29 protein-coding genes, 2 pseudogenes and 1 riboswitch are annotated in these 26,982 nt (G+C 54.3%); of the genes and pseudogenes, 27 read left to right on the plus strand and 4 right to left on the minus strand.

The window, feature by feature from the left end; translation table 11 throughout:
• Positions 1–39 precede the first annotated feature (39 nt).
• Positions 40–128, plus strand: a riboswitch (glycine riboswitch).
• Positions 129–314: 186 nt separating this feature from the next.
• The 4 genes from gcvT (at position 315) to CD000_RS03565 (ending at position 5,757) form a co-directional block, all read left to right on the plus strand.
• On the plus strand, positions 315–1,409 hold the full coding sequence (gene gcvT / locus CD000_RS03550; RefSeq protein WP_011231907.1) for a glycine cleavage system aminomethyltransferase GcvT: 1,095 nt from the start codon (positions 315–317) through the stop codon (positions 1,407–1,409).
• 35 nt (positions 1,410–1,444) lie between these two features.
• The gene (gene gcvPA, locus CD000_RS03555; protein ID WP_011231906.1) at positions 1,445–2,791 is read left to right on the plus strand and encodes an aminomethyl-transferring glycine dehydrogenase subunit GcvPA; all 1,347 of its coding nucleotides are present in this window, start codon (positions 1,445–1,447) and stop codon (positions 2,789–2,791) included.
• Positions 2,784–4,256, plus strand: a complete 1,473-nt coding sequence (gene gcvPB, locus CD000_RS03560) for an aminomethyl-transferring glycine dehydrogenase subunit GcvPB (protein ID WP_047758062.1) — start codon at positions 2,784–2,786, stop codon at positions 4,254–4,256. Before gcvPA ends, gcvPB begins: the two co-directional genes overlap by 8 nt.
• Before the next feature lie 313 nt (positions 4,257–4,569).
• Positions 4,570–5,757, plus strand: coding sequence for an ROK family transcriptional regulator (locus CD000_RS03565; protein WP_014196334.1), 1,188 nt, complete (start codon positions 4,570–4,572; stop codon positions 5,755–5,757).
• A 56-nt stretch (positions 5,758–5,813) separates the two neighbouring features.
• Here the strand turns inward: CD000_RS03565 and CD000_RS03570 are convergent, their stop codons facing one another.
• Entirely contained in the window at positions 5,814–6,188 is a 375-nt protein-coding gene (locus tag CD000_RS03570) for a rhodanese-like domain-containing protein (protein WP_011231903.1), read from the minus strand.
• A 209-nt stretch (positions 6,189–6,397) separates the two neighbouring features.
• Between CD000_RS03570 and CD000_RS03575 the strand changes: the two genes are divergently transcribed.
• From CD000_RS03575 to CD000_RS03585, 3 genes and pseudogenes are all read left to right on the plus strand, one after another.
• Positions 6,398–7,234, plus strand: a complete 837-nt coding sequence (locus CD000_RS03575; protein WP_011231902.1) for a lipoate--protein ligase family protein — start codon at positions 6,398–6,400, stop codon at positions 7,232–7,234.
• A 252-nt stretch (positions 7,235–7,486) separates the two neighbouring features.
• Complete coding sequence (locus CD000_RS03580; protein ID WP_096224914.1) at positions 7,487–10,060, plus strand: vitamin B12-dependent ribonucleotide reductase; 2,574 nt, start codon at positions 7,487–7,489, stop codon at positions 10,058–10,060.
• A gap of 124 nt (positions 10,061–10,184) precedes the next feature.
• Positions 10,185–10,957 (plus strand): annotated as a pseudogene (locus CD000_RS03585) (LysM peptidoglycan-binding domain-containing protein).
• 39 nt (positions 10,958–10,996) lie between these two features.
• Here CD000_RS03585 and CD000_RS03590 read toward each other — a convergent pair.
• The gene (locus CD000_RS03590) at positions 10,997–11,395 is read right to left on the minus strand and encodes a hypothetical protein (protein ID WP_011231899.1); all 399 of its coding nucleotides are present in this window, start codon (positions 11,393–11,395) and stop codon (positions 10,997–10,999) included.
• Between the two features lie 64 nt (positions 11,396–11,459).
• Between CD000_RS03590 and CD000_RS03595 the strand changes: the two are divergent.
• The 3 genes and pseudogenes from CD000_RS03595 to CD000_RS03605 form a co-directional block, all read left to right on the plus strand.
• Positions 11,460–11,636: pseudogene (locus CD000_RS03595) on the plus strand (DUF2332 family protein); the annotation flags it as partial.
• 385 nt (positions 11,637–12,021) lie between these two features.
• Complete coding sequence (gene mntR, locus CD000_RS03600) at positions 12,022–12,447, plus strand: transcriptional regulator MntR (RefSeq protein ID WP_096224915.1); 426 nt, start codon at positions 12,022–12,024, stop codon at positions 12,445–12,447.
• Between the two features lie 87 nt (positions 12,448–12,534).
• Entirely contained in the window at positions 12,535–13,416 is an 882-nt protein-coding gene (locus CD000_RS03605; protein ID WP_096224916.1) for a patatin-like phospholipase family protein, read from the plus strand.
• Positions 13,417–13,494: 78 nt separating this feature from the next.
• Here CD000_RS03605 and CD000_RS03610 read toward each other — a convergent pair whose 3' ends face one another.
• Positions 13,495–13,851 carry an SA1362 family protein gene (locus CD000_RS03610; protein ID WP_096224917.1) on the minus strand — a complete coding sequence of 119 codons (357 nt, stop codon included), beginning with the start codon at positions 13,849–13,851 and terminating at the stop codon, positions 13,495–13,497.
• Between the two features lie 22 nt (positions 13,852–13,873).
• On the minus strand, positions 13,874–14,809 hold the full coding sequence (locus CD000_RS03615) for a DUF1385 domain-containing protein (RefSeq protein WP_011231895.1): 936 nt from the start codon (positions 14,807–14,809) through the stop codon (positions 13,874–13,876).
• A gap of 186 nt (positions 14,810–14,995) precedes the next feature.
• Between CD000_RS03615 and CD000_RS03620 the strand changes: the two genes are divergently transcribed.
• The 17 genes from CD000_RS03620 (at position 14,996) to folD (ending at position 26,975) form a co-directional block, all read left to right on the plus strand.
• Complete coding sequence (locus CD000_RS03620) at positions 14,996–15,526, plus strand: YqhR family membrane protein (protein WP_081130484.1); 531 nt, start codon at positions 14,996–14,998, stop codon at positions 15,524–15,526.
• Between the two features lie 249 nt (positions 15,527–15,775).
• Positions 15,776–16,837, plus strand: a complete 1,062-nt coding sequence (locus CD000_RS03625; RefSeq protein WP_011231893.1) for a M24 family metallopeptidase — start codon at positions 15,776–15,778, stop codon at positions 16,835–16,837.
• Positions 16,838–16,864: 27 nt separating this feature from the next.
• Positions 16,865–17,422: an elongation factor P gene (gene efp / locus CD000_RS03630; RefSeq protein WP_011231892.1), complete on the plus strand. Its 558-nt coding sequence runs from the start codon at positions 16,865–16,867 to the stop codon at positions 17,420–17,422.
• A 176-nt stretch (positions 17,423–17,598) separates the two neighbouring features.
• Complete coding sequence (locus CD000_RS03635; RefSeq protein WP_011231891.1) at positions 17,599–17,880, plus strand: YqhV family protein; 282 nt, start codon at positions 17,599–17,601, stop codon at positions 17,878–17,880.
• A gap of 61 nt (positions 17,881–17,941) precedes the next feature.
• Positions 17,942–18,862 (plus strand): stage III sporulation protein AA, encoded by a 921-nt coding sequence (gene spoIIIAA / locus CD000_RS03640; RefSeq protein ID WP_011231890.1) that lies wholly within the window; start codon positions 17,942–17,944, stop codon positions 18,860–18,862.
• Complete coding sequence (gene spoIIIAB, locus CD000_RS03645) at positions 18,859–19,371, plus strand: stage III sporulation protein SpoIIIAB (RefSeq protein ID WP_014196327.1); 513 nt, start codon at positions 18,859–18,861, stop codon at positions 19,369–19,371. The genes spoIIIAA and spoIIIAB overlap by 4 nt, the downstream gene beginning before the upstream one ends.
• A gap of 15 nt (positions 19,372–19,386) precedes the next feature.
• Positions 19,387–19,593, plus strand: coding sequence for a stage III sporulation protein AC (gene spoIIIAC / locus CD000_RS03650; protein ID WP_011231888.1), 207 nt, complete (start codon positions 19,387–19,389; stop codon positions 19,591–19,593).
• Positions 19,594–19,614: 21 nt separating this feature from the next.
• A complete protein-coding gene (spoIIIAD, locus tag CD000_RS03655) occupies positions 19,615–20,001 on the plus strand; it encodes a stage III sporulation protein AD (protein WP_012820577.1) in 387 nt (128 codons plus the stop codon).
• Between the two features lie 13 nt (positions 20,002–20,014).
• Positions 20,015–21,178 carry a stage III sporulation protein AE gene (spoIIIAE, locus tag CD000_RS03660; protein WP_096224918.1) on the plus strand — a complete coding sequence of 388 codons (1,164 nt, stop codon included), beginning with the start codon at positions 20,015–20,017 and terminating at the stop codon, positions 21,176–21,178.
• Positions 21,179–21,188: 10 nt separating this feature from the next.
• Positions 21,189–21,800: a stage III sporulation protein AF gene (spoIIIAF, locus tag CD000_RS03665; protein ID WP_096224919.1), complete on the plus strand. Its 612-nt coding sequence runs from the start codon at positions 21,189–21,191 to the stop codon at positions 21,798–21,800.
• Positions 21,801–21,807: 7 nt separating this feature from the next.
• Positions 21,808–22,440 (plus strand): stage III sporulation protein AG, encoded by a 633-nt coding sequence (gene spoIIIAG, locus CD000_RS03670; protein WP_011231884.1) that lies wholly within the window; start codon positions 21,808–21,810, stop codon positions 22,438–22,440.
• A 23-nt stretch (positions 22,441–22,463) separates the two neighbouring features.
• Entirely contained in the window at positions 22,464–23,015 is a 552-nt protein-coding gene (locus tag CD000_RS03675; protein ID WP_096224920.1) for a SpoIIIAH-like family protein, read from the plus strand.
• Between the two features lie 144 nt (positions 23,016–23,159).
• Positions 23,160–23,693 (plus strand): acetyl-CoA carboxylase biotin carboxyl carrier protein, encoded by a 534-nt coding sequence (accB, locus tag CD000_RS03680; RefSeq protein ID WP_096224921.1) that lies wholly within the window; start codon positions 23,160–23,162, stop codon positions 23,691–23,693.
• A 15-nt stretch (positions 23,694–23,708) separates the two neighbouring features.
• On the plus strand, positions 23,709–25,064 hold the full coding sequence (gene accC / locus CD000_RS03685) for an acetyl-CoA carboxylase biotin carboxylase subunit (protein WP_011231881.1): 1,356 nt from the start codon (positions 23,709–23,711) through the stop codon (positions 25,062–25,064).
• Between the two features lie 10 nt (positions 25,065–25,074).
• On the plus strand, positions 25,075–25,476 hold the full coding sequence (locus tag CD000_RS03690) for an Asp23/Gls24 family envelope stress response protein (protein WP_096224922.1): 402 nt from the start codon (positions 25,075–25,077) through the stop codon (positions 25,474–25,476).
• Positions 25,477–25,668: 192 nt separating this feature from the next.
• Complete coding sequence (nusB, locus tag CD000_RS03695) at positions 25,669–26,061, plus strand: transcription antitermination factor NusB (protein ID WP_011231879.1); 393 nt, start codon at positions 25,669–25,671, stop codon at positions 26,059–26,061.
• 59 nt (positions 26,062–26,120) lie between these two features.
• A complete protein-coding gene (gene folD, locus CD000_RS03700) occupies positions 26,121–26,975 on the plus strand; it encodes a bifunctional methylenetetrahydrofolate dehydrogenase/methenyltetrahydrofolate cyclohydrolase FolD (protein ID WP_011231878.1) in 855 nt (284 codons plus the stop codon).
• Positions 26,976–26,982 lie beyond the last annotated feature (7 nt).

Consider the following 26,982-nt stretch of genomic DNA (forward strand, 5'->3'; position numbering starts at 1 on the left):
TTAGTATGCCCGATATGGAAACAATTTATTGATGGGCGGATGACGGCAAGGGGAGAGACTACGGAATGTAGCGCCGAAGGAGCAAGCGGAAACGCGAATCTCTCAGGCAAAAAGACTCTTGCTTGACGCAGCTCTGGAGAGCGCCTGCGTTCACGCAGGCCACCCAAGAGGAAACCGATCGGCCCCATGGACCGCGAACGGACGCGCCAAACGGGCCGGCGGGAAACTTTCAGGTGCCAGGACAGAGCCCCCTTACTTGTTGATAGGGGAAGTCTGTCCTTTTTTGTGTGACGTGGATCAAAGGAGGGAATCAGATGCTAAAGCGCACGCCCCTATTCTCGGTGTACGCCCGTTGCGGCGCCAAAACGATTGAATTTGGCGGCTGGGAAATGCCGGTGCAGTTTTCCAGCATCAAGGAAGAACATGAGGCTGTAAGAACGCGCGCCGGGCTGTTTGACGTCTCCCATATGGGGGAAATTGTCGTCCGCGGCCGTGGGAGCCTCGCGTTTTTGCAAAAGCTCATGACCAATGACGTCGCCAAACTGCGGCCCGGCCGGGCGCAATATACGCTCATGTGCTATGAGGACGGCGGCACAGTCGATGATTTGCTCATCTATCAAAAAGGAGAGAATGACTACTTGCTGGTCGTCAACGCAGCGAATACGGAAAAAGACTTCGCTTGGCTAAGCGGGCATGTTGAGGGCGACGTCGAGCTTCAAGATGTATCGTCCGAAACGGCTCAGCTTGCCTTGCAAGGGCCGGCAGCGGAGCGCGTCTTGCAGCGATTGACGGATTTTGATTTGGCGGCGCTGCGCCCGTTTTCATTCGCCGACGGCGTCGAAGTCTCGGGCGTGAAGGCGCTCGTTTCGCGCACCGGCTATACGGGGGAAGACGGGTTTGAGCTATATTGTAAAGCGGAAGACGCCGCCGCGCTATGGGAGGCGATCCTAGCGGCCGGAGCTCGTGACAGCGTTCTCCCATGCGGACTGGGGGCGCGCGATACGCTCCGCTTTGAAGCATGCCTGCCGCTTTACGGTCAAGAGCTGTCCGACTCGATTTCACCAGTTGAAGCCGGGCTTGGTTTTGCCGTCAAAACGGAAAAAGAGACGCCGTTTATCGGCCAAGCTGTATTGAAACGGCAAAAAGAGGAAGGGCCGCCGCGCCGGCTCGTCGGCATTGAAATGATCGACAGAGGCATTCCGCGCCACGGATACCTTGTATTTGCCGATGGCGAAGAGGTCGGGTTCGTCACGACCGGCACGCAGTCGCCGACGCTGAAGAAAAACATCGGCTTGGCCTTGGTGAAAGCGGATGTGGCTGCCATCGGCCGGGAGGTGGAGGTGGACATCCGCGGCAAGCGGCTGAAAGCGAACATCGTGCCGATTCCGTTTTACAGGCGGGCCAAGTGACGATTCCAAAGCGACAAGGAAAGGGGAAAAACGCAGTGCTCCATCGTTATTTGCCGATGACGGAAGAAGACAAACAGGAGATGCTGAAGACGATCGGCGTCGCCTCGATTGACGACTTGTTTGCCGATATTCCAGAACAAGTCCGCTTCCGCGGCGAGCTGAAGGTGAAACCGGCCAAATCCGAGCCAGAGCTGTGGAAAGAGCTTGCGGCCTTAGCGGAAAAAAACGCCAGCGTAAAACAATACGTTTCCTTTTTAGGAGCCGGGGTGTACGACCATTATATTCCGGCTGTCGTCGACCATGTCCTGTCGCGCTCTGAATTTTATACGGCCTATACGCCGTATCAACCGGAAATTTCCCAAGGCGAGCTGCAGGCGATTTTTGAGTTTCAAACAATGGTGTGCGAGTTGACCGGCATGGATGTCGCCAACTCGTCGATGTACGACGGCGGCACGGCGCTTGCCGAAGCGGTGCTTCTTAGCGCCGCGCATACGAAGCGGAAGAAAGTACTCATCTCGACCGCCGTTCATCCGCAATATCGGGAAGTCGTGCGCACGTACGCCAAAGGACAGAAGCTCGAAGTGAAAGAAATTCCGTATGACGGCGGCATCACCGATCTTAAGGCGCTTGAAGCGGAAATGGGGGATGATGTGGCGTGCGTTGTCGTCCAATACCCGAACTTTTTTGGTCAAATCGAGCCGCTGAAAGCGATCGCGCCGCTTGCGCATGAAAAGAAAAGTTTGTTTGTCGTCGCCAGCAACCCATTGGCGCTTGGTGTGTTGACTCCACCCGGAGCGTTTGGCGCCGACATTGTGGTCGGCGACATGCAGCCATTTGGCATCCCGACGCAATTTGGCGGCCCGCATTGCGGCTATTTCGCTGTCAAAGCGCCGCTCATGCGCAAAATTCCAGGCCGTCTTGTCGGGCAGACGACCGATGAGGACGGGCGCCGCGGGTTTGTCTTGACGCTTCAAGCGCGCGAACAGCACATCCGCCGAGATAAGGCGACATCCAACATTTGCTCCAATCAAGCGTTAAACGCCTTGGCCGCTTCCGTTGCGCTGTCGGCGCTTGGCAAGCGGGGCGTGAAAGAAATGGCGGCGATGAATATTCAAAAAGCGCATTATGCGAAGGTGGAACTTGAAAAGCGCGGACTGTCGTCGCCGTTTGCCGGCCCGTTTTTCAACGAGTTCGTCATCCGGCTTGGACGGCCGGTTTCTGATGTGAACGATCGCCTGCTCGAAAAAGGAATCATCGGCGGCTATGACCTTGGGGCTGACTATCCGGAGCTTGCCGGTCATATGCTTGTTGCTGTCACCGAACTGCGGACAAAAGAAGAAATCGATCGGTTTGTCAATGAATTGGGGGATGGCCATGCATAACGATCAACCGCTTATTTTCGAACGAAGCAAGCCGGGGCGCATCGCCTACAGCCTGCCAGCGCTTGACGTGCCGGCTGTCGATGTCAGCGAGCTCGTGCCGGCCGATTATCTTCGCACTGAAGAGCCGGAGCTCCCGGAAGTGTCGGAGCTTGACTTAATGCGCCATTATACGGCGCTCTCGAAACGAAACCACGGCGTCGATTCCGGTTTTTACCCGCTCGGGTCGTGCACGATGAAATACAATCCGAAAATCAATGAAAACGTCGCCCGCCTCGCCGGGTTTGCCCACATTCATCCGCTTCAGCCAGAGAAAACGGTGCAAGGGGCTCTTGAGTTGATGTACGACTTGCAAGAGCATTTAAAAGAAATCACGGGCATGGATGCGGTCACCTTGCAGCCGGCGGCCGGCGCCCACGGCGAGTGGACCGGGCTGATGATGATCCGCGCTTACCATGAAGCAAACGGCGACTTCAACCGGACGAAAGTGATCGTCCCGGATTCAGCGCACGGGACGAACCCGGCGTCGGCAACGGTCGCCGGTTTTGAGACGGTGACGGTCAAATCGACCGCCGATGGACTTGTTGATTTAGAGGACTTAAAGCGCGTCGTCGGTCCGGATACAGCGGCGCTTATGCTCACGAATCCGAATACGCTCGGGCTGTTTGAAGAGCAGATCGTCGAAGTGGCTGAAATCGTCCACGCAGCCGGCGGCAAGCTGTATTATGACGGGGCGAATTTAAACGCGATTCTTGGCAAGGCGCGCCCGGGGGACATGGGCTTTGACGTCGTTCATTTGAACTTGCATAAAACGTTCACCGGCCCGCACGGCGGCGGAGGCCCAGGCTCAGGCCCGGTCGGGGTGAAAGCCGACCTCGTTCCGTTTTTGCCGAAGCCGGTCATCGAAAAAGGAGAAAACGGCTATTATCTCGATGACGACCGCCCGCAGTCGATCGGCCGCGTCAAGCCGTTTTACGGCAATTTCGGCATCAACGTCCGGGCGTACACGTACATCCGCTCGATGGGGCCGGACGGCTTAAAAGCGGTGAGCGAGTACGCCGTGTTAAACGCCAACTATATGATGCGGAGGCTTGCCGACTATTACGATTTGCCGTACGACCGCCATTGCAAGCACGAGTTCGTCCTGTCGGGACGCCGGCAAAAGAAACTCGGCGTCAGAACGCTCGATATTGCCAAGCGGCTGCTTGATTTCGGCTTCCATCCGCCGACGATTTACTTCCCGCTCATCGTCGAAGAGTGCATGATGATTGAGCCGACGGAGACGGAGTCGAAAGAGACGCTTGACGCGTTTATTGACGCCATGATCCAAATTGCCAAAGAGGCGGAGGAAAATCCGGAAATCGTTCAAGAAGCGCCGCATACGACCGTTGTGAAGCGACTTGATGAAACGACCGCAGCGCGCAAGCCGATTTTGCGCTACCAAAAACCGAAACATAGCAATAACTGACGTTTGAGCATTGATGAGCGCTCGCTCCCTAACGGAGCGGGCCGTTTCTTTGTACGCCGGATGAGCCATTGACAAAAACGTCGAATTAGTTTATTATATAAACTAAGATCAAGAAAGAAAAAGCATGTGTCCATATGGAGAAGTTAGCCTTAACAGTCGGTGCACGGGCGCCCGACGGCTTGAGTGAAAAAGCGGATGGCTAAGAAGCCTGCACGGCAGGAATCGACGGATGCAGCAACCGCCATAATAGCGAGGCGCCCCTGCCCTTTCGCAAGACACATTCGATCAATCAAATGAAAAGGATGACAGAGACGTGCGGACAGGAAACATTTCTCTTGTAAAAAAAATGAATAAACAGCTCGTCTTAAAATTGATTCGCGACCAGCATCCGATTTCGCGCGCCGATATCGCCAAGACAACCGGATTGAACAAGGCCACTGTCTCCGCGCTTGTTGACGAACTGATCGCCGAGCATTTCGTCCATGAAAGCGGAATCGGCGAGTCAACCGGCGGGCGCCGGCCGCTCATGCTTCGCTTCAACGCCGACGCCGGCTCGCTTATCGGCGTTGAGCTGGGGGTGAACTATTTGTATGCCGTGTTGACCAATTTAAACGCGGACATTCTTTGGGAGCAACGGCGTTCGTTCCGCCCGTCTGAAGGGCAGGAGGCGATCATCGGCGAAATGATGGAGCTCATCGAGGCGGCCATCCGCCGGGCGCCGGCGACACCGTACGGTGTGATGGGAATCGGCATCGGCGTGCCGGGCGTCGTCCATACCGAAAGCGGGACCGTTGTGTTTGCTCCGAACTTGCGCTGGGACGATGTCGCCTTGGCGGCTGTTTTGCGGCAACGGTGGCCTGAGCGTCCTGTCATTGTCGAGAATGAGGCGAAACTGGCGGCGCTTGGAGAAAAGTGGTTCGGCGCCGGCAACGAGTTCGCCCACTTTGTTTACATCAGCGCCGGAATCGGCATTGGCGCCGGCGTCGTTCTTCACCATCAGCTCTATCGGGGTGTCAGCGGCCTAGCGGGTGAAATCGGCCATCATACGATCGATGTCAACGGCATTCGCTGCAGCTGCGGCAACATCGGCTGCTGGGAAATGTATGCGTCGGAAAAATACATTGAGCGCCGTTTGGCTGAAGAAGGGCGTTCCGAATGGCTCGATGAACGCTTTTCCATCGCTGCGATGGCGTTGGCAGCAGAAAGCGATGAACAGCTGGCGCGCATTTTGGAGGAAACGGGGCGCTATCTCGGCGTTGGATTGTTGCAGGTGATTTATGCGTACAATCCAGAAGCAGTCATCATCGGCGGTCCGATTGCCCAAGCGGGCGAGTATGTGATCGGTCCGGCGCGCCAAGAAGTGAGAAAGCGAATTCTCGTCAAAAAAGAAAGCGAGCCGTCCATCATCTCCTCCAAGCTGAAAGAGAAAAGCTGCGCCATCGGCGCGGCTGCTTCGGTGCTTGAGGCGGTCGTCCTGCCGCCGGAATTTGCGGCGGTCTAGCGCATGCGAAAAGAGGCGCCTGCCTGTTTGGGCAGAGCGCCTTTTTGGTTAACGGGCTACGCTTTTTTCTTCACTTTCCCGGTCCATGTTTTAAATCCGCCTTTTAAATGGTACAAGTCGCGGTATCCTTTTCGGTAGAGCATTTGCGCGGCTCGCCCGCTGCGCAGTCCGTTTTGGCAGTACAAATAGATCGGCTGGTCTTTGCGCAATTCTTTCATGCGCATGCGAAGCTGCGTGAGCGGGATGTTGCGAGCCCCTAAAATATGTCCAGCCGCAAACTCATCCGGTTCGCGGACGTCGACGAGTTGCGCTTTTCGATAACCGGCGCGGAACTCTTCCTCTGTCAATGCTTTGACAATTCTCTTCTGCCAGAAGTACGTAATGACGGAATACACGATGATTGCGCCGAGAATAATGAGCAATGCTTCCACCCGTCATGCCTCCTTTCGCTTCGTCTGCTATTTCCTATTATATAAAGTCGCCGCCGGGAAGCAAAGAGGTTTTCGCGATGCCATTTTTCTTTCCTTCACCGGCGTTGTTTGCTAAACTAATAAAGGCGGCCAAAAGCGTCCCGCCCCTTGGCGGTGGTCGACAAGCCGCCGCAGCGTTTAGAGTATGGAACAATAGAGAAGGTGGAACGATGGCAAAAGAAGTATGGCGCTTTATCGATTCCGGCTATTGCCCGCCGGCGTTCAATATGGCGCTCGATGAGGCGCTTCTCGATTGGCACAGCGAAGGCAAAATTCCGCCGACGGTCCGCTTTTATGGCTGGAATCCGCCGACGTTGTCGATTGGTTATTTCCAAAAAGTGGAGAAAGAAATTGATTTAGAGGCGGTCAAACGGCACGGCCTCGGCTTTGTCCGTCGGCCGACCGGCGGGCGCGGCGTCCTGCACGATAAAGAATTGACATACAGCGTGATCGTCTCCGAGTCGCACCCGGCGATGCCGAAGACGGTGACGGAAGCATACCGCGTCATTTCGCAAGGAATTTTAGAGGGATTTCGCTATCTTGGGTTGGATGCGTATTTTGCCGTGCCGAAAACGGAAGAAGAGAAGGCAGATTTGCGCAGCCCGCGCTCGGCCGTTTGTTTTGACGCGCCGTCATGGTACGAGCTTGTCGTTGAGGGGCGGAAAATCGCCGGCAGCGCGCAAACGCGGCAAAAAGGCGTCATTTTGCAGCACGGATCGATTTTGCTTGATCTGGACGAAGAGCTGCTGTTCAGCTTGTTTAAATATCCAAACGAGCGGGTGAAAGAGCGTCTGCAGCGCGATTTTAAAAAGAAGGCAGTCGCGATCAATGAGTTGACGAGCCGCACGGTGACGATCGAGGAAGCGAAAGAGGCGTTTTACAAAGGATTTGAAAAGGGATTGAACATCGTATTGGAACCGTACACGCTCACCGCCGAAGAGCGGGCGTACGTTGAAGAGCTGGCGCGGGCGAAATACGAAAGCGACGAATGGAACTTCAAGCGCTGAGCAGCGACGCGGTAAATCGTTCGTTTTCCGGCAAAAACAGCGGCACTCCCCCGTTTTTCTCCGCTTTTCGCCGTGTTTTGTTTTTTTGCTTGACAAAATGAAATCATTTGTTCTCTTTAACAATATATAGTATGATTTTCATAAAAAATCATACTATATATTGTTTTTTTCTGTTTGATATGGTAAGGTAGAGAAGACAGGACAACTTTGCCAAAAACATGAGAGATTATATAAAAGAGGAGAGATAGGAGAATGACGGTGGCGTCGTCCGAAAAAATGAAAATCAATATTGACAAGCTGAACGAGGATATCCGCCTATTTCCGCAAGTGCATCCGATTATGCCGGATATGCACATCACCCATAAAGGCGTATCCCGTTTGGTCATGCTTGACCGGTATTCATTCAAAGATACGGAAAAGCTGACGCTCACACCGGGCGATTTCGTCGTGTTGACGATCAAGGAGGACCCGAAATTCCCAGCCCGCGGTCTCGGTTTTATCGTCGATATTGACTGGGAGGCGAAAAAAGCGCGCGTGTTGATTGAAGACGAATACCGGCACGTGCTCGAAGGGGAAGAGGCGGAGACCGGCATTGTGGTTCGGTCGCTCGACATTATTGATAAGCCGCTCGAGATTTTCTATGAGCAAATCGCCAAGCGCAATGCGACTGGGCTGGCGGCGGTGGAAAAGACAGAAGAAAAGCGGAAAGAGTGGTTCGAAAAGTTTTATCAAGAGCTCGCAAGCTTGAATTTTGTTCCGGCCGGCCGTGTGTTGTACGGGGCGGGTTCGGGCAAGGAAGTGACGTATTTCAACTGCTATGTGATGCCGTTTGTGAAAGACTCGCGCGAAGGAATTTCCGAACATCGGAAGCAGGTGATGGAAATCATGAGCCGCGGCGGCGGCGTTGGGACGAACGGCTCGACATTGCGGCCGCGCCATACGCTTGCGCGCGGGGTGAACGGCAAATCGTCCGGGTCGGTCTCGTGGCTTGACGATATTGCGAAGCTGACCCACCTTGTCGAGCAAGGTGGCTCCCGCCGCGGCGCCCAAATGATTATGCTTGCTGACTGGCACCCGGACATTATCGAATTCATCGTCTCGAAAATGCAAAACCCGCGCATTTTGCGCTACCTGCTCGAAAATATGGAAGACGAAGGCATCAAAAAAGCAGCGCGCGACAAACTGAAATTTACGCCGCTCACCGAGCGGGAGCGGGCGATGTATGAAGCGATCGTCCGATACAAGAACGCGCCTGACTACGGCGGTTTCACTGAAGAAATCATCAAAGACGCCGAAGAAAAACTGCGCACCGGCGGTACATATACGGTGCACAACCCAGACTTTTTGACCGGTGCGAACATTTCCGTCTGCCTGACGAAAGAGTTCATGGAAGCGGTCGAAAAGGACGAAGAATACGCGCTCCGCTTCCCGGACGTGGAAACCTATTCCGAAGAGGAAATGCGCATTTACAACGAAAAATGGCATGAAGTCGGCGATGTACGCGAATGGGAGAAAATGGGCTATCGCGTCCGCGTCTACCGGAAAATCCGCGCCCGCGAACTGTGGAAGCTGATCAACATTTGCGCGACGTATTCAGCCGAGCCGGGCATTTTCTTCATCGACAACGCCAACGAAATGACGAACGCCCGCGCGTACGGGCAAAAAGTCGTTGCGACCAACCCGTGTGGGGAACAACCGTTGGCACCGTATTCGGTGTGCAATCTGGCCGCCATTAACTTGGCGAACATGGTGGACAAAGAACGGAAGGTCATTGACTACGAAAAACTGAAACGCACGGTCGAAATCGGGGTGCGGATGCAAGACAACGTCATTGACGCCACGCCGTACTTCCTTGAGGAAAACAAAAAACAAGCGCTCGGCGAGCGCCGCATCGGCCTTGGCGTCATGGGGCTTGCAGACTTGCTCATTTACTGCGAAAAAGCGTACGGCTCTGAGGAAGGAAACCAGCTTGTCGATGAGCTGTTCCGCACGATCGCCACGACCGCATACCGGGCATCGATCGAGCTGGCGAAAGAAAAAGGCAGCTTCCCGTTTCTTGTCGGCGAAACGGAGGAAGAGACGCGCAAGCTGCGTGAAGCGTTCATCAACACCGGCTACATGAAACGGATGCCGGAAGATATTCGTCAAGATATTTTGAAATACGGCATCCGCAACTCGCACTTGCTGACGGTGGCGCCGACAGGATCGACGGGAACGATGGTCGGCGTCTCAACCGGGCTTGAGCCGTACTTCTCGTTCTCGTACTACCGGAGCGGGCGCTTGGGCAAATTTATCGAAGTGAAAGCGGACATCGTCCAAGAATATTTGGACAAACACCCGGAAGCCGACCCGAACCACTTGCCGCCTTGGTTTGTGACGGCGATGGACTTGCCGCCGGAAGCGCACGCCGATGTGCAGTGCATCATTCAACGCTGGGTCGACTCGAGCTTGTCGAAAACGGTCAACGCGCCGAAGGGCTACACCGTCGAGCAAGTGCAAAAAGTGTACGAGCGTTTATGGCGCGGCGGCGCGAAAGGCGGCACCGTCTATGTCGACGGCAGCCGCGATGCGCAAGTGTTGACGTTAAAGGCTGAGGAGAATCAGATTGAAGAGCAACTTGAACTGCTTCCAGAGGAGCTCGAGGAAAAAGAGACGAAACGCCCCGTCGTGCTCGTTGATACGATTCAAGATGTGCGCGCCACCGATGTGACAATCGGTTCCGAAATCGGCAATATTTGCCCGATTTGCCGCGAAGGGACGATCGAAGAGATCGGCGGCTGCAACACGTGCACAAGCTGCGGCGCGCAGCTGAAGTGCGGCCTGTAATGGCGATACGGATGGGTTTGAATGGATGAAACGCTGGTTTCCGTAGAGGAACCGGCGTTTTTTTTACATAAAAGGCAAAAGCCAAAATATAGTGGTAAAAGGAGGGAACGAAAGGGGGAGCGTCATGATTGTTCATGTCGTAAAGCGCGGGGAGACGCTTTGGCAGTTGGCTCAGCGTTACGGCGTTCCACTCGAGCGGATTGTCGCCGCCAATGAACTGAGCGACCCGAACCGGCTAGCCGTTGGCCAAGCGCTCGTCATCCCGGTTCCATATCGTTACCATACGGTCCGCACAGGGGAAACGTTATGGCAAATTGCGCGCCAGTATGGAGTGGCGGTCGAAGCGATTATACAGGCGAACCGGATCACGAATCCGTCGCTCCTTTATCCAGGGACAACGTTGTTCATCCCAGCGCGCATCCATACGGTGCGAAGCGGGGAGACGCTGGCGCAAATCGCTTCGTTCTACGGAGTGACGGTTCAGCAGCTGATCGAAGTAAACGATATTACCGATCCGAACCGGATCGTCCCCGGACAGCGGCTCATCATCCCGCCGGCGAAGCCGCTCATCGAGGTGAACGCATTTACGGTGGACCAAGGGGAGAAAGGAGCGGAGCAAGTGCGCGAAGTCGGCCGCCATTTGACCTATGCCGCGCCATTCGCTACGGGGCGTCCATCCAATACGATGCGGCGGCCGCCTCGCCGTTTTACCGGTACACGGACGAGCAAGGCCGCCAGCACGAAGTATGGTTTGAAGACGCCCGCAGCGCGTTGGCGAAATTTGAATTGGTGAAAGAATACGGATTGCGCGGAATCAGCTACTGGGTGCTCGGGTATCCGTATCCGGAAAACTGGGTGCTGTTAGAAGACAATTTCCGCATTCGCAAGCGGGGATAAGCGGTTCGAGCGTATGCGCCGGTCATCGGGCATGCGCTTTTACTTTGTTTCTTGGAGTTCGAGCCGCTTTTTTAGCTGATAAATTTCCAGATCGTGCTGGCCGATCTTATGGTTTAAATATTCAATCGCAATGTTCGCGTTGCGCCAATCATGTGACAATATCTCGAACATGCGCCGATGGTCGGCCAGCTCGTCCTCGATTTTTTTGAAATGGCTGCGCGTCTCGATAATGAAATGGTCCAACTTTTCCTCGAGGCGTTGTTGCTGTTCTTCGAGGCGCTGTTGTCGTTCTTCGAGGCGTTGTTGTCGTTCTTCGAGGCGTTGTTGTCGTTCTTCGAGGCGTTGCTGTCCGGCTTCTAGGCGGTCGAGGCGTTCATGAATCGGCTGCAATTCCTCTTTCAGCACCGAGCGAAGCAATTCGACAAGCTCGTGAGACATTCTGCATCCCTCCTTTCAGTTTAGTTTTATTGTATCATTGCGTTCATGAGCTGTCATGGCAAATCTTGAGCAGCTTCGCGAAATCGGCCGCCAACGGGATTTGTTCCATGTGTATAACAACATGTGGGATCCGAAACTGCATCTGGATCGCATGATCAATGGCCGAGAATGCCGGCAAATCGTTGCCGAAACCGACGGCCATGCCCGCTGGTTTCGTTGGGAGGCGGATGGATGTGGATGAGGAGGCGACAAGGAAACGAAAAAAGAATTCCAAATAAAGTAAGATAACGACTCCCCCGTTCTCGTCCATACTAACTGTAAAGATGGACGAAATGGGGGAAAACGATGAAACCGTTTGTGCCCAAACTTGTGTATTTCGAACCGGAGGCGTTGCCGCATCCGCTCGGAAAGGTATTGCTCGCTTTTTTCCATCGGCCCAAGTGCAGTATTTTACGTAATGTCCCCTTCATGGTATAATGGGATTGATTGCTATTTTTTGTTTGCCTGGGCGGCCGACTGGCCCGGCAGCGTCTAGCCGAAGCGGGCAAAGCGGCAATGTTCATGAGAGATGCTGACGGCCGCTGCACTTGTCTGCGGCAGACAAATGTAATGGGAGGGGACAAACGTTGCCGACACCAAGCATGGAAGATTATATTGAGCAAATTTACATGTTGATTGAAGAAAAGGGCTATGCCCGCGTCTCTGACATCGCTGAAGCGTTGTCCGTCCATCCCTCCTCGGTGACGAAAATGGTGCAAAAGCTCGATAAAGATGAGTATTTAGTGTATGAGAAATACCGCGGACTCGTCTTGACGCCAAAAGGAAGAAAAATCGGCCAGCGGCTCGTCTACCGCCATGAGCTGCTTGAGCAGTTTCTCCGTTTGATCGGTGTCAGCGAAGAAAACATTTACCGCGACGTGGAAGGGATTGAACACCATTTGAGCTGGAACGCCATCGACCGGATCGGCGATTTGGTGCAGTATTTTCAAGAGGACGAACGCCGCCTTGAAGCGCTGCGCGATGTCCAAAAGCGCAATGAACAAGGAGAGTAAGCCGATGCTTGCTCTTTTTTGTTTGCCGTACTAAATGTCCTCCTTTTTTCTTACATATGTATAAACGGCAAAAAGGGGGAGGCGGCGGTGGACATTGATCTTGTCTTTTCCGGCGGCGGGGTGAAAGGGTTTGCGTTGCTTGGAGCGTATGAAGCGATTGAGGAAAAAGGTCTGCGCTGGAAGCGGCTTGCCGGCACGAGTGCGGGAGCGTTGCTTTCGGCGCTGCTATCGGCAGGCTACAGCGCCCGCGACATCGCCCGACTGCTTGAGGAGTTGGAGTTAGAGCAGTTTTTGGATGAACGGCCGCTATGGATTCCGTTTTCGCTTTGGAAATGGGTGCGCCTGTATTGGCATCTTGGGCTGTATCAAGGAAAGGCGTTTGAGCGGTGGCTCGAGGCGGCGCTCGCCGCCCGCGGCGTGCGGACGTTTCAAGATGTGCCGACCGGCAGTTTGTATATCGTCGCTTCCGATGTGACGAACGGACGCATCGTCGTGCTGCCGGACGATTTAGCCATATACGGCATTGACCCTGGGTCGTTTTCCATCGCCAAGGCAGTGCGGATGAGCATCAGCATTCCTTATTTCTTTGAGCCGGTCCGCCTTCGCGGGCGAAACGGTGTGGCTTTCATTGTCGACGGAGGGGTGTTGAGCAACTTTCCGCTGTTTTTGTTCGATGAAGAAAAGAAGAAAAAACGGCCGGTGCTGGGCGTTCAGCTGAGCCCAAAACCAGGGGAGCGGCCGAAACGAACGATCACCAATGCGCTCGATTTGTATGAGGCGCTGTTTGCGGCCATGAGAGAGGCGCATGATGCGCGCTACATTTCGCGCCGCCATGAAAAAAACATCGTCTTTTTGCCGGTGGACAACGTTATTTCCACGGAATTTTCCATCGACCTGGAAGCGCGCCGGCGCCTGATCGATTACGGACGCGAGCGGACGCGGCAGTTTTTGCGCCAATGGGCGTACTAGACGGGAAAGCGACAATAGGTCACACCTCTGCCGCCGATTTTTTAGCTGAACGGCAGAGGCAAACAAAAAAGAATCAAGCTAAAACGAAGCTCGATTCTTTTTTTTGCCTTTTTTGCCCTCGATCACGGTCAAGTGCGGAATGGCCGTCCGTTTTTTCAGCGGCCGCTTCAGTTTCGCCGGCTTTGCTTGTTTGCGCCCGGAGCGGGAATGGAGCTTTTTCGACTGCCGCACCGCCTTTAAATACGATAACCGATCTTGATCGGTGCGGCGTTGGTATACGAACCGGTAGAAGAGGTAAATGGCGGCCAAAAACAGCGCAACAAACAACAGCTGGCGGAACAGCACCGTCGGATGGGCAAAAAGGGTATAGACAATGCCAAGCGTTCCAAGCAAAATCATAAGCCCGACAAGCGGATGAATGGCCCGGCGCCGCAATGAGTCCACCCCCTTTGATCGATTACTGCACCGCTTGTTTCCTTTCGGCTTCCGCTTCCAAATCAAGAAGCCGCTGAAACGAGGCGATGGCCACTTCCACTTGGTCATCGTCCGGTTCTTTTGTCGTCAACCGCTGCAGCCATAGCCCGGGATAGCCAAGCCAGCTTAGCAGCGGAATATCCCTCAATTTATTTGTAAACTGCAAGACTTCAAACGAAACGCCAAGCACGACAGGAATTAAAGCGAGCCTGTTTGCGATTCGCAGCCAAAGCGGATCCGTCGGCACGAACAAATAAAGGAACAAGCTGATCATGACAGTAAATAAAATGAAGCTGCTGCCGCATCGGTAGTGAAGGCGCGAGGCGCGCTGGACGTGCTCAACAGTGAGCGGCCACCCTGCTTCAAAAGCGTTGATGACTTTATGTTCCGCCCCGTGGTATTGGAACACGCGCCTAACAAGCGGCGTCAACGAAATAAAGTAAATGTAGCCGAGCAAAAGAGCAAGCTTAAAGGCTCCTTCAAGCAAAATTTGCCCCATTTTCCCCGGTACGAGCGGTTTAAAGGCGTCGGCGGCGAGCGCCGGAACGAGCGTAAAAATGGTTTTGGCGAATAAAAACGATAGCACGCCGATGACGGCGGCGCCGAGAATCAGCCCGAATTTGGAGCGGTTTTCTTCGGCGGCCTGTTTTTCGTCCGAGGACGCCTCATATTGTTCGCTGGCAAACTGCAAATGCTTGGCCCCGTTTGCGCTCGCCTCAATAATGGCGACAATGCCGCGGACAAACGGGATTTTTTTTAGGGCAGCCAGCGTCGGATGGCTGCGGCGAGGCAGCGTAAAATAGTCAATCGTCCCGTCATGACGGCGAATAGCGGTGACGGAGTGCGTCTTGCCGGCAAACATCACCCCTTCAACGACCGCTTGGCCGCCGTATAACGGTTTCTCCATTGATGATTTCATCAGGCCAACACCAACCTATTTTTTATGTTTATTATTTTATTCTACAAGAAACATCCGGAAACCTCTAGGTTGATGCTACTATTATGATTTCCAAAAAATCCATGATTTACACAAGGGCGGTCATTTTTTCGTTTGATTCATGGGACGGTCGGCTATCGGTCATACTAACTGACAAGGAGGTGCACGATGATGGCGGAACAAAAAGGGAAGCTTGAGCAGGAGGAGACGGAGCGGCCGATGACGCTCATACAAAAAACGATCATCATCGGGTTTGTCGGCGGGGTGTTTTGGAGTTTGATCGGCTATTTGGCTTATTTTTTCCATTTCAGTGAAATCAGTCCGAATATGATTCTCATCCCGTGGGTTGCCGGGGACTGGAAATATGGGAAAGCCGGCAATTATGCGGCCATCGTGCTGATCGGCATCATTTCCATTGCGGCGGCGCTTTTGTACTACGCGTTCCTGCGCAAGATCGCCGGTATGTGGGCGGGAATGGTATATGGCGTGGTGCTTTGGATGATTGTCTTTTATTTGTTTAATCCACTGTTTCCAAACGTCCAACCAGTTGCAGATTTAGAAACGAATACGATTATTACGACGCTTTGCTTATACATTTTATATGGCGTATTTGTCGGGTATTCGATTTCTTTTGAAACGCAAGAAATGAATCGAACGGCGTTAAATGTCGGAAAAGAGGCGGAAAATGAAGGAAACTGACGAAGCTTCTTTCGCTGAAGTAAGTGCTGCATCAAGCGCCGCGCGGACGTCTAGCGGAAACGACCATCTTTATGGTAAAATAAAGAAGGTTTTGCATGTTTCAGCATCAGTCCATGGCTGCTGCGGGCGCTCGTGAAACTGGCGCGCCTACGAGGTCTTTCGCGTCATCCTGACCGCGAAGATTTTCTCCGCTCTCGACGCAGGCAGCGGAGGAGACGAGCACACTCTAAGGGAAGAGGAGACGGAAACATGGAAAAGCTGGAAAAGCTTCGGGAGCTTCTTGACGAGCAGCATATCGACGGGCTGTTAGTAACAAACGGCTACAACCGCCGCTATTTGACCGGGTTTACTGGCACGGCCGGCGCTGTACTTGTCAGCCGTCAAGGGGCGGTGTTGGTTACGGACTTCCGCTACGTCGAACAAGCATCGAGGCAAGCCCAAGGGTTTGAAGTCGTCCAGCACAGCGGGCCGATCATCGAAGAAATTGCCAATCAGGTGAAGCGGCTTGGCATCAAGAGGCTTGGCTTTGAGCAAGAACATGTCACCTATGCCGCATACAAGTCGTATGAAGAAGCCATCCGCGCTGAACTCGTGCCAACGTCTTGGCTCGTAGAAAAATTGCGCTTGATTAAGTCAGAGGCAGAGATTAAGATATTAAAGGAAGCAGCAGAAATCGCTGATGCGGCGTTTTCGCACATTTTGTCGTTCATCCGTCCAGGCGTTAAAGAAATCGAAGTGGCGAATGAGCTGGAATTTTTTATGCGCAAACAAGGGGCGTCTTCGTCCTCCTTTGATACGATCGTTGCCTCCGGTTACCGTTCGGCGCTGCCGCACGGGGTGGCGTCAGAGAAAACGATCGAGCGCGGCGAGCTCGTCACGCTTGATTTCGGGGCTTACTATAAAGGGTATTGTTCCGACATTACGAGAACGGTCGCCGTCGGCGACATTAGCGTGGAGCTGCGGACGATCTATGACATCGTTCTTGAAGCGCAGCAACGCGGCATGAACGGGCTCAAGGCAGGCATGACCGGCAAAGAGGCTGATGCGCTCACGCGCGATTACATCCGCGAAAAAGGGTATGGCGACTATTTCGGCCATTCGACCGGCCATGGGATTGGATTGGAAATTCACGAAGGGCCGACGCTTTCGTTCCGTTCGGATGTCGTGCTTGAGCCAGGCATGGTTGTCACCGTCGAGCCGGGCATTTACATCCCGGGGCTTGGCGGGGTGCGCATCGAGGACGATACGGTCATTACTGCTGACGGGAACGAAGCGCTCACCCATTCGCCAAAAGAACTGATCATTTTATAATGGATTGCGTGAGGAGGATTTCGGCTAATGATTTCAGTCAACGATTTTCGCACAGGACTTACGATTGAGGTGGACGGCGAGATTTGGCGCGTCCTTGAATTCCAGCACGTCAAGCCGGGCAAGGGGGCGGCGTTCGTCCGTTCGAAGCTGCGCAATTTGCGCACCGGCGCCATTCAGGAGCGGACGTTCCGCGCCGGCGAAAAAGTGAACCGGGCGCAAATCGACACACGCAAAATGCAATATTTGTACGCCAACGGCGACCAACACGTTTTTATGGATATGGAAACGTACGAACAAATCGAGCTGCCGGCGAAACAAATCGAGCATGAATTGAAGTTCTTGAAAGAGAATATGGAAGTATTTATTATGATGTACCAAGGCGAAACGATCGGCGTCGAGCTGCCGAACACCGTCGAGCTGAAAGTCGTCGAAACAGAGCCGGGCATTAAAGGTGACACCGCTTCTGGCGGTTCGAAGCCGGCGAAGCTCGAAACCGGCCTTGTCGTTCAAGTGCCGTTTTTCGTCAACGAAGGCGACACGCTCATCATTAATACGGCCGACGGCACGTACGTTTCGCGGGCGTAAGCGCAAGCCCGACAGGCACCGTCTCGGACACCTTCCGGGGCGGTGTTTTTTATGCGCAAAATGGGCGCCGTTTTGCTCTCCCCCATCGTTTTCCTCAGTAAAAACTTCTTCTGAAACGGCTTGTTTTCGCATACGTTTGTACTAATCGATCCCATTTGGCAAAACAGGAGGGGAACATGAAACATTGGCTGCGATCAATCGACCCGTCCGTTATGGCCATGGCTGGCATGCGGATGGTGTCCGCGTTCATTGAACTGAGCGCGGCGCTGTTGATGCTTGTGTTCAATGACGTGAAAAAAGCGCTTGCCGTTAATGCCGCGCTTGCTGTCGTCGGTCCAACCGTCATGATGGTGACCATGGCGATTGGACTGCTTTCGCTTGCGGACGAGCTCTCGTTTTCACGGCTTGGGCTTGTGGCGCTCGGGATCGCGCTCATTTTGTTCGCAATTTACAAGTAAGGCATAAACGGCGCATTCCGCCCATACATATGAACTAGTCCACAAGAAAAGGGGGAGGGCCATGGAAGCGGTGTGGGGAATTTTGCCGAAAACGGTCGCCGCCGCGTTGCAGCACCATCTTCCTTCATGCCGCCGCGGAATTGAAGAAATCCGCATCCGCGTCTCCCGGCCGCTTGAGGTGATCGTCGACGGAACGGCCCGATTGCTGCCGTATGAAGTGACGAAAGAAGACGGCGTGCATTTGCTCAACAAATTGAGTCATTATTCGATCTATGCCGTCGAAGAAGAGCTGAAGCGCGGATTTATGACGATTGAGGGGGGGCATCGCGTTGGGCTGGCCGGCAAAGTCATTACTGAAGGGGGCAAGGTGAAAGCGATCCGCGATGTTTCCTCGTTTAACATTCGCATCGCCAAGGAACAGATCGGCATCGCCGAGCCGCTGATTCCGTATGTGTACGACGGCCGCTGGCGTCATACGATGATCATCGGCTCGCCGCAGACGGGAAAAACGACGCTCCTGCGCGATGCGGCGCGCTTGATTAGCAGCGGGACGAGGCGCATTCCGGCGCAAAAGGTGGCGATCGTTGACGAACGATCGGAAATCGCTGGCTGTGTGAAAGGGATTCCTCAGTTTTCGTTCGGCCCGCGCCTTGACGTGTTGGACGCCTGCCCGAAAGCGGAAGGGATGATGATGATGATCCGCTCGATGAGCCCTGATGTCATGATTGTCGACGAAATCGGGCGCGAGGAGGACAGCGAGGCAGTGCTTGAAGCGGCCAATGCTGGCGTCTCTGTATGGACGACTGTGCACGGCCGCAACATCCAAGACGTCTGGCAGCGTCCGACGCTCGGACCGGTGATGGAACAAAAGGTGTTTGAACGGTTTATTGAGCTGACGAACATTCCCCATCCCGGCTCAATCCGACGCATTCTCGACGCTGGCGGAACGGTGCTGTATGAAAGGGCGGTGGTCCATCGATGAAATGGTTTGGCGCTCTGTTGATTCTCGCCGCCTCAACATGGCTTGGGTTTGCCGCCGCCCGCGTGTTGCACGAGCGGCCGCTCCAGCTCCGCCAGCTGAAAGCGGCGCTGAGGGCGCTTGAGGCGGAAGTGATGTATGGCCATACGCCGCTTGCCGACGCCGCTATGCATCTCGCCCGGCAAACGGCCGCCCCGTTGTCCGAATTGTTCGAGCGGTTTGCCGCCGCGTTATGCACAGAAGAAACGAGCGCCGCCGAGGCATGGGAAAAAAGCTTGCGAGCCGTATGGGGAAAAACCGCTCTAAAGCAAGGAGAATTTGAAGTGATGAAACAATTTGGCGCCACGCTTGGCCAATACGACCGGCTCACCCAGCAAAGGCAAATCGCGCTGGCGCTCGCCCATCTTGAGCGGGAGGAAGCGGAAGCGCTAGACAACCAGGCGCGCTACGCCAAGATGGCGAAAAGTTTAGGCGTGTTGGCCGGCCTGCTGCTCGTCATTTTACTCATGTAGACAGGAGGCAGAATCATGGGCATCGATGTCGATCTCATTTTGAAAATCGCCGGCGTCGGCATCGTCATCGCGTTTTTGCATACGGTGCTCGATCAGATGGGGAGGAAAGAATACGCCCAATGGGTGACGCTGCTCGGCTTTATTTATATTTTGTTTATGGTCGCTTCCATCGTCAGCGACTTGTTCCAAAAAATCAAGGATGTCTTTTTGTTCCGCGGGTAGGAGGGATCGGCCATTGACATTTTGCAAATCGTCGGCCTCGGGTTGATCGCGACGTTTTTGGTCGTGTTGCTGCAAGAGCAAAAGTCGAATCTGGCCTTTTTGTTGACCGTGTTTGTCGGCTGCACCATTTTTCTGTTGTTGGTCGATCAAATCAGCAGCATTTTGGCGATGTTGCGAAAAATGGCCGAAGGCGCCCATATTCAGATGGTGTATTTAGAGACGATGCTGAAAATCATCGGCATTGCCTACATTGCCGAGTTCGCCGCGCAAATTTCCAAAGACGCCGGCCAAGGGGCGATCGCCGCCAAAATTGAGCTCGGCGGCAAAATCGTCATTTTGGCGCTGGCTGTTCCGATTTTAACCGCGATCATCGAAGCGGTCATCGGCCTCATCCCGTCGGCGCGCTAAAGGGGGGAACGGATTGAAGCGAACAGCGTTCCTTATTGTTGGGCTGCTTTCTCTCTTTTTTTGTCCGTTGGTCGTACAAGCCGCAAGCGATGAACCGTCGGTCAGCGAGCAGCTTGCTCAGCTCGATGTGAGCGATATCCGCCGCTATTGGGAAACGATCGTCAGCGAGTATGGAGGGTTTTTGCCGGAAAGCGAGAAAGGGCCGCTCACCGATTTTTTAAGCGGCGACAAGCAATGGTCGCCGTCCGAATGGCTGAAGGCGCTCGCCCGCTATTTGTTTTATGAACTGCAGGTGAACGGCAAACTGCTCGGCACGCTCATTTTGCTTGCTGTCTTCAGCACGGTGCTGCAATCGCTGCAAAATGCGTTCGCTCAGCAGGAAGTAAGCAAAATCGCCCAGGCGGTCGTCTATATGGTGCTCTTGTTGATCGCCTTAAACAGCTTTCGCCTCGCGGCGGATTATGCGCTTGAGGCGGTGCGGACGATGAGCCATTTCATCATCGCCCTCGTTCCGCTGCTGCTCGCCCTGCTCGCCACTTCCGGCGGGGTTGCGTCGGCGGCGTTTTTCCACCCGATCATTTTGTTTGTGATGAACACCACCGGCACGGTCGTTGAATACGTCACCTTGCCGCTTTTGCTTCTGGCTGCGCTGCTTTCTGTCGTCAGCACGCTCAGCGACCGTTACAAGGCGACTCAGCTCGCTGATTTGCTCAACAAAGCCGCCCTCGGTTTGCTCGGCCTCATTTTGACCGTGTTCCTTGGCGTCATGTCCGTGCGAGGAGCGACAGCGGCCGTGGCTGACGGCGTGGCGCTCCGGGCGGCGAAATTTGTCACCGGCAATTTCATCCCGGTCGTCGGCAAGCTGTTCACTGATGCCGCCGATACGGTCGTCGCCGCTTCCATGCTGTTGAAAAATACGGTCGGGTTGGTCGGGGCGGCGATTTTGCTCATGATCGCCATCTTTCCAGCGGTGAAAATTTTCGCCATCGTCATCGTCTACAAACTATCGGCTGCTCTTCTGCAGCCGCTTGGCGGCGGACCGGTATTGTCCTGCCTCAACATCATCGGCAAAAGCATCGCTTACGTGCTGGCGGCGCTGCTCATTGTGTCGCTCATGTTTTTCTTAAGCCTCACCGTCATGGTGATGGCCGGGAACATTACGATGATGGTCCGCTAGGGGGAGCGCTATGCAGCTAGTCATTGAGTGGGTGACAAACATCATTTTGTTTTTGTTGTTTGCTATCATCATCGATTTTTTGCTGCCGTCGGGGACGATGCAAAAATACGTGAAAATGGCTGTCGGGCTTATGCTCGTTCTCGTGATGCTCGCTCCGGTACTCAGGCTCGCTTCCGTTGATCCCGAGCAGCTCATCGCGTCGGCGCTCGTCCATTTTTCCAACGGCCGTGCGGGGGAGGAGGCAATAAAAAATCAAATCGAACAGCAGAAAAAAGAAATACAAGCCTCGCAACGCGCATATATTTTAAAACAAATGGCTGTCCAGCTCGAAAACGATGTCAATGAGGAGTTGATGGAAAAGTATGGGCTGAAAGCGGATGTCAACGTTTACGCCAAGCCAAGCGACGACTGGCGCATGCCGGATGACATCAAGACGATTGAGGTCGTCCTTTCGAAACAGAAGTCAGCCGGTTCGGTGGAACCGGTTGTCATCGATACGACGAAGCCGCCGGCTTTGCCGGAGGGCGATGCTTCGCTGGCAGAGGAGGTGCGCGCTTTTCTCGCCGGCCGATGGGAAATCGATGAAGATAAAATTGACGTGCAATTTAGGGGGAGGGAATAGAGGGGGGATGTTGCCGCTCATCAAACGGCTCTTTTCTTCAGCGCCGAAAGACGGGGAAGGAGCACAGAAAAAATGGCCGTTTTCGTACGTCGTCGTCCTGCTGTTGGCTGGTGTCGCCTTGATGGCGGCAAGCCATTGGGCAAACAGTGGAGAGGAAGCCGAAGCGAAGCCTTCCGCCGGGCAGCCGTCCGCTCCAGCCGAGCCGGCATTCCTGGCAAGCAAGGAGACGAAAGAGAAAGTGATCGCCGCCTATGAGGAGCGGTACGAAAAAGAACTGAAAGCCGCTCTTGAGGCGATCGAAGGGGTGGATGATGTCACGGTCGTCGTCAATCTCGATTCCACGGAGTTGAAACTGTATGAGAAAAAGCGTTCGACTCAGCAGCAGACAACGGAAGAGAGCGACAAGGAAGGCGGGAAGCGGACGATCGAAAACGAGTCGACCAATGAAGAAGTCATCATTATTCATAACGGCGAAGAAGAAACGCCGCTTGTCGTCGCCACGAAAAAGCCGGACATCCGCGGCGTTCTCGTTGTCGCCAAAGGGGCGGATAATTTGCAAATCAAAAAATGGATCGTCGAGGCGGTGACGCGCGTGTTAAACGTTCCGAGCTACCGCGTCGCTGTCTTGCCGAAAAAATGACCGGGTAAGGGGAGGAGATCGGCATGTTGAAAAAACAAACCGTATGGCTGTTGACGATGTTGAGCTTGGTCGTTGTGCTGTCGGTCTATTACGTGACAGCTCCAAAAAATATGAACGACAGTCCGGCATTTACCGCCAATAAGAAAACGGAAAAAACAACTGATCAGCCGAGCGTCGCTGTCGAAGAGGCGAAAAAGCCGTCCGCGTCTGGCGAAACGGGCGACGACTTGTTTACAGCGCTGCGCATGAAAATTGAGGATGAACGGAGCCGGCTGCGCGATGAGCTGAACGCCATTGTCGCTTCAGCGAACGCGACGGCGGAAGAAAAAAGTGAAGCGATCGACAAAATTGAAAAATTGCAAGCATTGTCCGAAAAAGAAGCAACGTTGGAGACGCTCATCAAATCGAAAGGCGGTTATGAAGACGTGCTCGTGCGCGCCGATGACAACCAAGTGCGCGTGACGATCAAAGCGAAACAAAGCTCAGCTAAATCGGCGAATGAAGTCATTCATATGGTGAAAAAAGAAATACCCGATGCTGAATACGTGACGGTTGAGTTTCAGCCGGCTGGATGAACGCGCTGCTCTTTAGGGCAGCTTCTTTTTTTGCGGAAAAGTCTTTTGTTTGTCCTACTGTTGTGTGTATAATCGTTATGGACACGTTTAGGCACCGCCAGAAAGGAACGGGCTGCACGATACTTGGAGAAAGGTGTGAGATCGATGAAAATTCAAGAAATCCGTGAATTGATCCGCTTGGTCGACCAGTCCTCAATTGACGAATTCGTATACGAACAAGGCGAAACAAAAGTACATATGAAAAAAGGAACGGCTGCTGTCGCCGTTGCGTCGGCTGCGGCCGCACAGACGGCGGTCGCGCCGCCGGCGCCTGCCGCTCCGGCAGCGGTCGAACCGGCTTCGGCAGCTGCTCCCGTTCAAGCAGCGGCCTCAGAAGCGCCGGCACCGAAAGCGGAAACGCCGGTGGTCAAAGAAGAAAAGCCGGCTGTGGAAGGCAACTTGCATCAAATTACTTCGCCGATGGTCGGCACGTTCTACGCAGCGCCGGCGCCGGACAAGCCGCCGTATGTGAAGCCGGGCGACAAGGTGAAAAAAGACACGGTTGTCTGCATCATCGAGGCGATGAAGCTGTTTAATGAAATTGAAGCGGAAGTCGATGGCGAAATTGTCAAGGTGTTGGTGCAAAACGGCCAGCTCGTCGAATATGGCCAGCCGTTGTTTTTAGTCAAGCCTGAATAAGGGAGAGAACGGACGATGATCAAAAAAGTGTTGGTGGCGAACCGCGGGGAAATCGCCGTCCGCATCATCCGCGCCTGCCGCGAGCTTGGGATTGAGACGGTCGCTGTCTTTTCGCAAGCCGACCGCGACGCCTTGCACGTGCAGCTGGCTGATGAGGCGTACTGCATCGGGCCGACCGCTTCGAAAGACAGCTATTTAAATTTCACAAACATTATGAGCGTCGCCACGCTGACTGGCTGTGACGCCATCCACCCCGGTTACGGGTTTTTGGCGGAAAATGAAGCGTTCGCCGAGCTGTGCCGTGAATGCAACGTGACATTTATCGGCCCAAGTCCGGAAGCGATTGCAAAAATGGGCATTAAAGACATCGCTCGCGAGACGATGCGCGAGGCGGGGGTGCCGATCGTGCCTGGGTCGCGCGGGGTTATCGAAAGCCTTGATGAGGCGCGGGCGATTGCCGAAGAGATCGGCTATCCGGTCATCATTAAAGCGACGGCCGGCGGCGGCGGGAAAGGAATCCGCGTCGCCCGCGACGAAGGCGAGCTCGTCAAAGGCATCAACATCACCCAGCAGGAAGCGGCGACGGCGTTTGGCAACCCAGGCGTCTATATTGAAAAATATATCGAAGATTTCCGCCATGTCGAAATTCAAGTGCTCGCTGATTCGTACGGCAATACGATTCATCTCGGTGAGCGCGACTGCTCGATCCAGCGCCGGCTGCAAAAACTGGTCGAGGAAGCGCCGTCGCCGGCGCTTGACGACGAGATGCGCCGGAAGATGGGCGAGGCAGCCGTCAAGGCGGCGAAAGCGGTCAACTACACCGGCGCCGGTACGGTTGAATTTATTTATGACCACCGGAACAAACAATTTTACTTCATGGAGATGAATACGCGCATTCAAGTCGAACATCCGGTCACTGAACTGATCACCGGCATCGATTTGGTCAAGGAGCAAATCCGCATCGCCGCCGGTGAAAAGCTGTCGATCACCCAAGAGGACGTCACGTTTAACGGCTGGGCGATCGAGTGCCGGATCAACGCCGAAAATCCAGCGAAAAACTTTATGCCGTCGCCGGGGAAAATCGCCATGTACCTGCCGCCGGGCGGCCCGGGCGTGCGCGTCGATTCCGCCGTCTATCCAGGCTATACGATCCCGCCGTATTATGATTCGATGATCGCCAAATTGATCGTTCATGCGCCGACGCGTGCGGAAGCGATCGCCCGCATGAGACGGGCGCTTTCGGAGTTTATCATCGAAGGCATTCATACAACGATTCCGTTCCACATAAAATTAATGGAGCATGAGAATTTTCAAAGCGGTGAGTTTAATACGAAGTTTTTGGAGTTATATGATATTATGAAGGCGGAATAGGAGGTGCCTTATGTCTGAGCATGTCTTTGAAACAGAGCAAGCGTACCCGGCGCTCGGCAAGGTGGAAATTGCACCGGAAGTGATTGAGGTGATCGCTGGTATCGCGGCGTCAGAAGTCGACGGCATCGCGCAAATGCGCGGCAATTTTGCCGCCGGCGTCGCCGAGCGGTTTGGAAAGAAACACCATGGCAAAGGCGTCAAGGTTGATTTGCGCGACGACGGCGTCGTCATCGATCTTTATTGCCTCGTCCAGTTTGGCGCATCGATTCCGAACGTGGCGAAAAAGGTGCAGGAAAATGTGCGCCAGGCGCTTTGGAACATGACCGGCCTCGAGGCGAGCGAAGTGAACGTTCATATCGTCGGCATCCAGTTTGAGGGCGGCAAGCAGGAACAAGGAGTGATCGAACAGTGATCTCGCAAGGCAGTTGCTTTTTCGGCGGCTGCCTTTTTGTTTTTTTGGCCAAAGTTTGTTATTGTAATGAACGAGGCCGTTGTGGCGCAACCAACGGCAGCGCGAATGATTTGTGGGAAAAGGCTGGCTTTTTCCGAAAAATATGATATGATTTCATTGTGAATGTTCGTTTTTTTGGAAAGGGGGACCGCCATGAAGCGGCATGAAGCACGGGAAAAGGCGTTGCAGGCGCTGTTTCAAATCGATGTCGGACGCATTCCACCAGACGAGGCGCTCCACAATGTCACGGGCGGCGGCGACATCGACCCGTTTTTGCGCCAGCTCGTCTTTGGCGTCGTCGAGCACCAGGAGGAGATTGACGAGCTGTTGCGCGCCAATTTGGAAAAATGGACGCTTGAACGCGTCGCCAACGTTGACCGCGCCATTTTGCGCATGGCGACGTACGAGATGAAATACGCCGATGATGTGCCGGTAAGCGTCAGCCTCGATGAGGCGGTCGAGCTGGCGAAAAAATTCGGCGATTGGAAATCCGGAAGTTTTGTCAACGGCGTGCTTTCGAAAGTGAAGGCGGCGCTGCAAAAATAAAACCGGCTGCATCGCGGGCAGATATCGAACGATGAACGAGGAGAGGGGAACGAAACACGATGACAGCACAAATCATTAGCGGAACGGAGATGGCGAGGACGATTCGCACCGCATTGGCGGATGAAGCCGCACAGTTGAAAGCGGACGGCGTTGAGCCGGGGCTGGCCGTCATTCTAGTCGGCGACGATCCGGCATCGCATTCGTATGTAAAAGGAAAACAAAAAGCGTGCGCCGAGGTCGGCATTCGCTCGTTCCTTTACACGTTTCCGGCGGCGATCGACGAAGAGACGCTGCTTGCGAAAATCCGCGAGTTAAACGTCGATCCGGCGGTGCACGGCATTTTAGTGCAGCTGCCGCTGCCGGATCACATTTGCGAATGGTCGGTCATTGAAACGATCGCACCGGAAAAAGATGTCGATGGGTTTCACCCGATCAATGTCGGAAAAATGATGATCGGCCAACGGGCGTTTCTCCCTTGCACTCCGCATGGCATTTTAGTGATGGTGCAATCGGCCGGCATTGACATCGCCGGCAAGCACGTCGTCGTCGTCGGCCGAAGCAACATCGTCGGCAAACCGGTTGGCCAGCTGTTTTTGCGCGAACATGCCACCGTCACCTACACTCACTCGAAAACGCCGGATTTGGCCGCCATCACTCGGCAGGCGGACATTTTGATCGTCGCTGTCGGCAAGGCGCGCCTCATCGGCCCGGAACACATCAAGCCCGGGGCGGTCGTCATCGACGTCGGCGTCAACCGGCTTGAGAACGGCAAATTGTGCGGCGATGTCGATTTTGACGCTGTGAAAGAAGTGGCTGGCTATATTACGCCGGTGCCGGGTGGAGTCGGGCCGATGACGATTACAATGCTCTTGCACAACACGATTGAAGCGGCACGGCAGCTGGCCGCAAAGTGAGGGCAGG

Origin of the sequence: Geobacillus sp. FJAT-46040 (assembly GCF_002335725.1) — a bacterium.
GTDB lineage: Bacteria > Bacillota > Bacilli > Bacillales > Anoxybacillaceae > Geobacillus > Geobacillus thermoleovorans.

Excerpts from the sequence above, each read along its gene's own strand:
- CD000_RS03635 (WP_011231891.1), top strand. The coding sequence starts at position 17,599 with ATGAAACATTGGCTGCGATCAATCGACCCGTCCGTTATGGCCATGGCT.
- gcvPB (WP_047758062.1), top strand. The coding sequence starts at position 2,784 with ATGCATAACGATCAACCGCTTATTTTCGAACGAAGCAAGCCGGGGCGC.
- CD000_RS03615 (WP_011231895.1), bottom strand. The coding sequence starts at position 14,809 with ATGAAATCATCAATGGAGAAACCGTTATACGGCGGCCAAGCGGTCGTT.
- CD000_RS03690 (WP_096224922.1), top strand. The coding sequence starts at position 25,075 with ATGTCTGAGCATGTCTTTGAAACAGAGCAAGCGTACCCGGCGCTCGGC.
- folD (WP_011231878.1), top strand. The coding sequence starts at position 26,121 with ATGACAGCACAAATCATTAGCGGAACGGAGATGGCGAGGACGATTCGC.
- accB (WP_096224921.1), top strand. The coding sequence starts at position 23,160 with ATGAAAATTCAAGAAATCCGTGAATTGATCCGCTTGGTCGACCAGTCC.
- spoIIIAG (WP_011231884.1), top strand. The coding sequence starts at position 21,808 with ATGTTGCCGCTCATCAAACGGCTCTTTTCTTCAGCGCCGAAAGACGGG.
- CD000_RS03590 (WP_011231899.1), bottom strand. The coding sequence starts at position 11,395 with ATGTCTCACGAGCTTGTCGAATTGCTTCGCTCGGTGCTGAAAGAGGAA.
- spoIIIAC (WP_011231888.1), top strand. The coding sequence starts at position 19,387 with ATGGGCATCGATGTCGATCTCATTTTGAAAATCGCCGGCGTCGGCATC.
- spoIIIAF (WP_096224919.1), top strand. The coding sequence starts at position 21,189 with ATGCAGCTAGTCATTGAGTGGGTGACAAACATCATTTTGTTTTTGTTG.
- efp (WP_011231892.1), top strand. The coding sequence starts at position 16,865 with ATGATTTCAGTCAACGATTTTCGCACAGGACTTACGATTGAGGTGGAC.
- nusB (WP_011231879.1), top strand. The coding sequence starts at position 25,669 with ATGAAGCGGCATGAAGCACGGGAAAAGGCGTTGCAGGCGCTGTTTCAA.
- CD000_RS03575 (WP_011231902.1), top strand. The coding sequence starts at position 6,398 with ATGGCAAAAGAAGTATGGCGCTTTATCGATTCCGGCTATTGCCCGCCG.
- CD000_RS03580 (WP_096224914.1), top strand. The coding sequence starts at position 7,487 with ATGACGGTGGCGTCGTCCGAAAAAATGAAAATCAATATTGACAAGCTG.
- gcvT (WP_011231907.1), top strand. The coding sequence starts at position 315 with ATGCTAAAGCGCACGCCCCTATTCTCGGTGTACGCCCGTTGCGGCGCC.
- CD000_RS03625 (WP_011231893.1), top strand. The coding sequence starts at position 15,776 with ATGGAAAAGCTGGAAAAGCTTCGGGAGCTTCTTGACGAGCAGCATATC.
- spoIIIAA (WP_011231890.1), top strand. The coding sequence starts at position 17,942 with ATGGAAGCGGTGTGGGGAATTTTGCCGAAAACGGTCGCCGCCGCGTTG.
- CD000_RS03620 (WP_081130484.1), top strand. The coding sequence starts at position 14,996 with ATGATGGCGGAACAAAAAGGGAAGCTTGAGCAGGAGGAGACGGAGCGG.
- spoIIIAB (WP_014196327.1), top strand. The coding sequence starts at position 18,859 with ATGAAATGGTTTGGCGCTCTGTTGATTCTCGCCGCCTCAACATGGCTT.
- CD000_RS03675 (WP_096224920.1), top strand. The coding sequence starts at position 22,464 with ATGTTGAAAAAACAAACCGTATGGCTGTTGACGATGTTGAGCTTGGTC.
- accC (WP_011231881.1), top strand. The coding sequence starts at position 23,709 with ATGATCAAAAAAGTGTTGGTGGCGAACCGCGGGGAAATCGCCGTCCGC.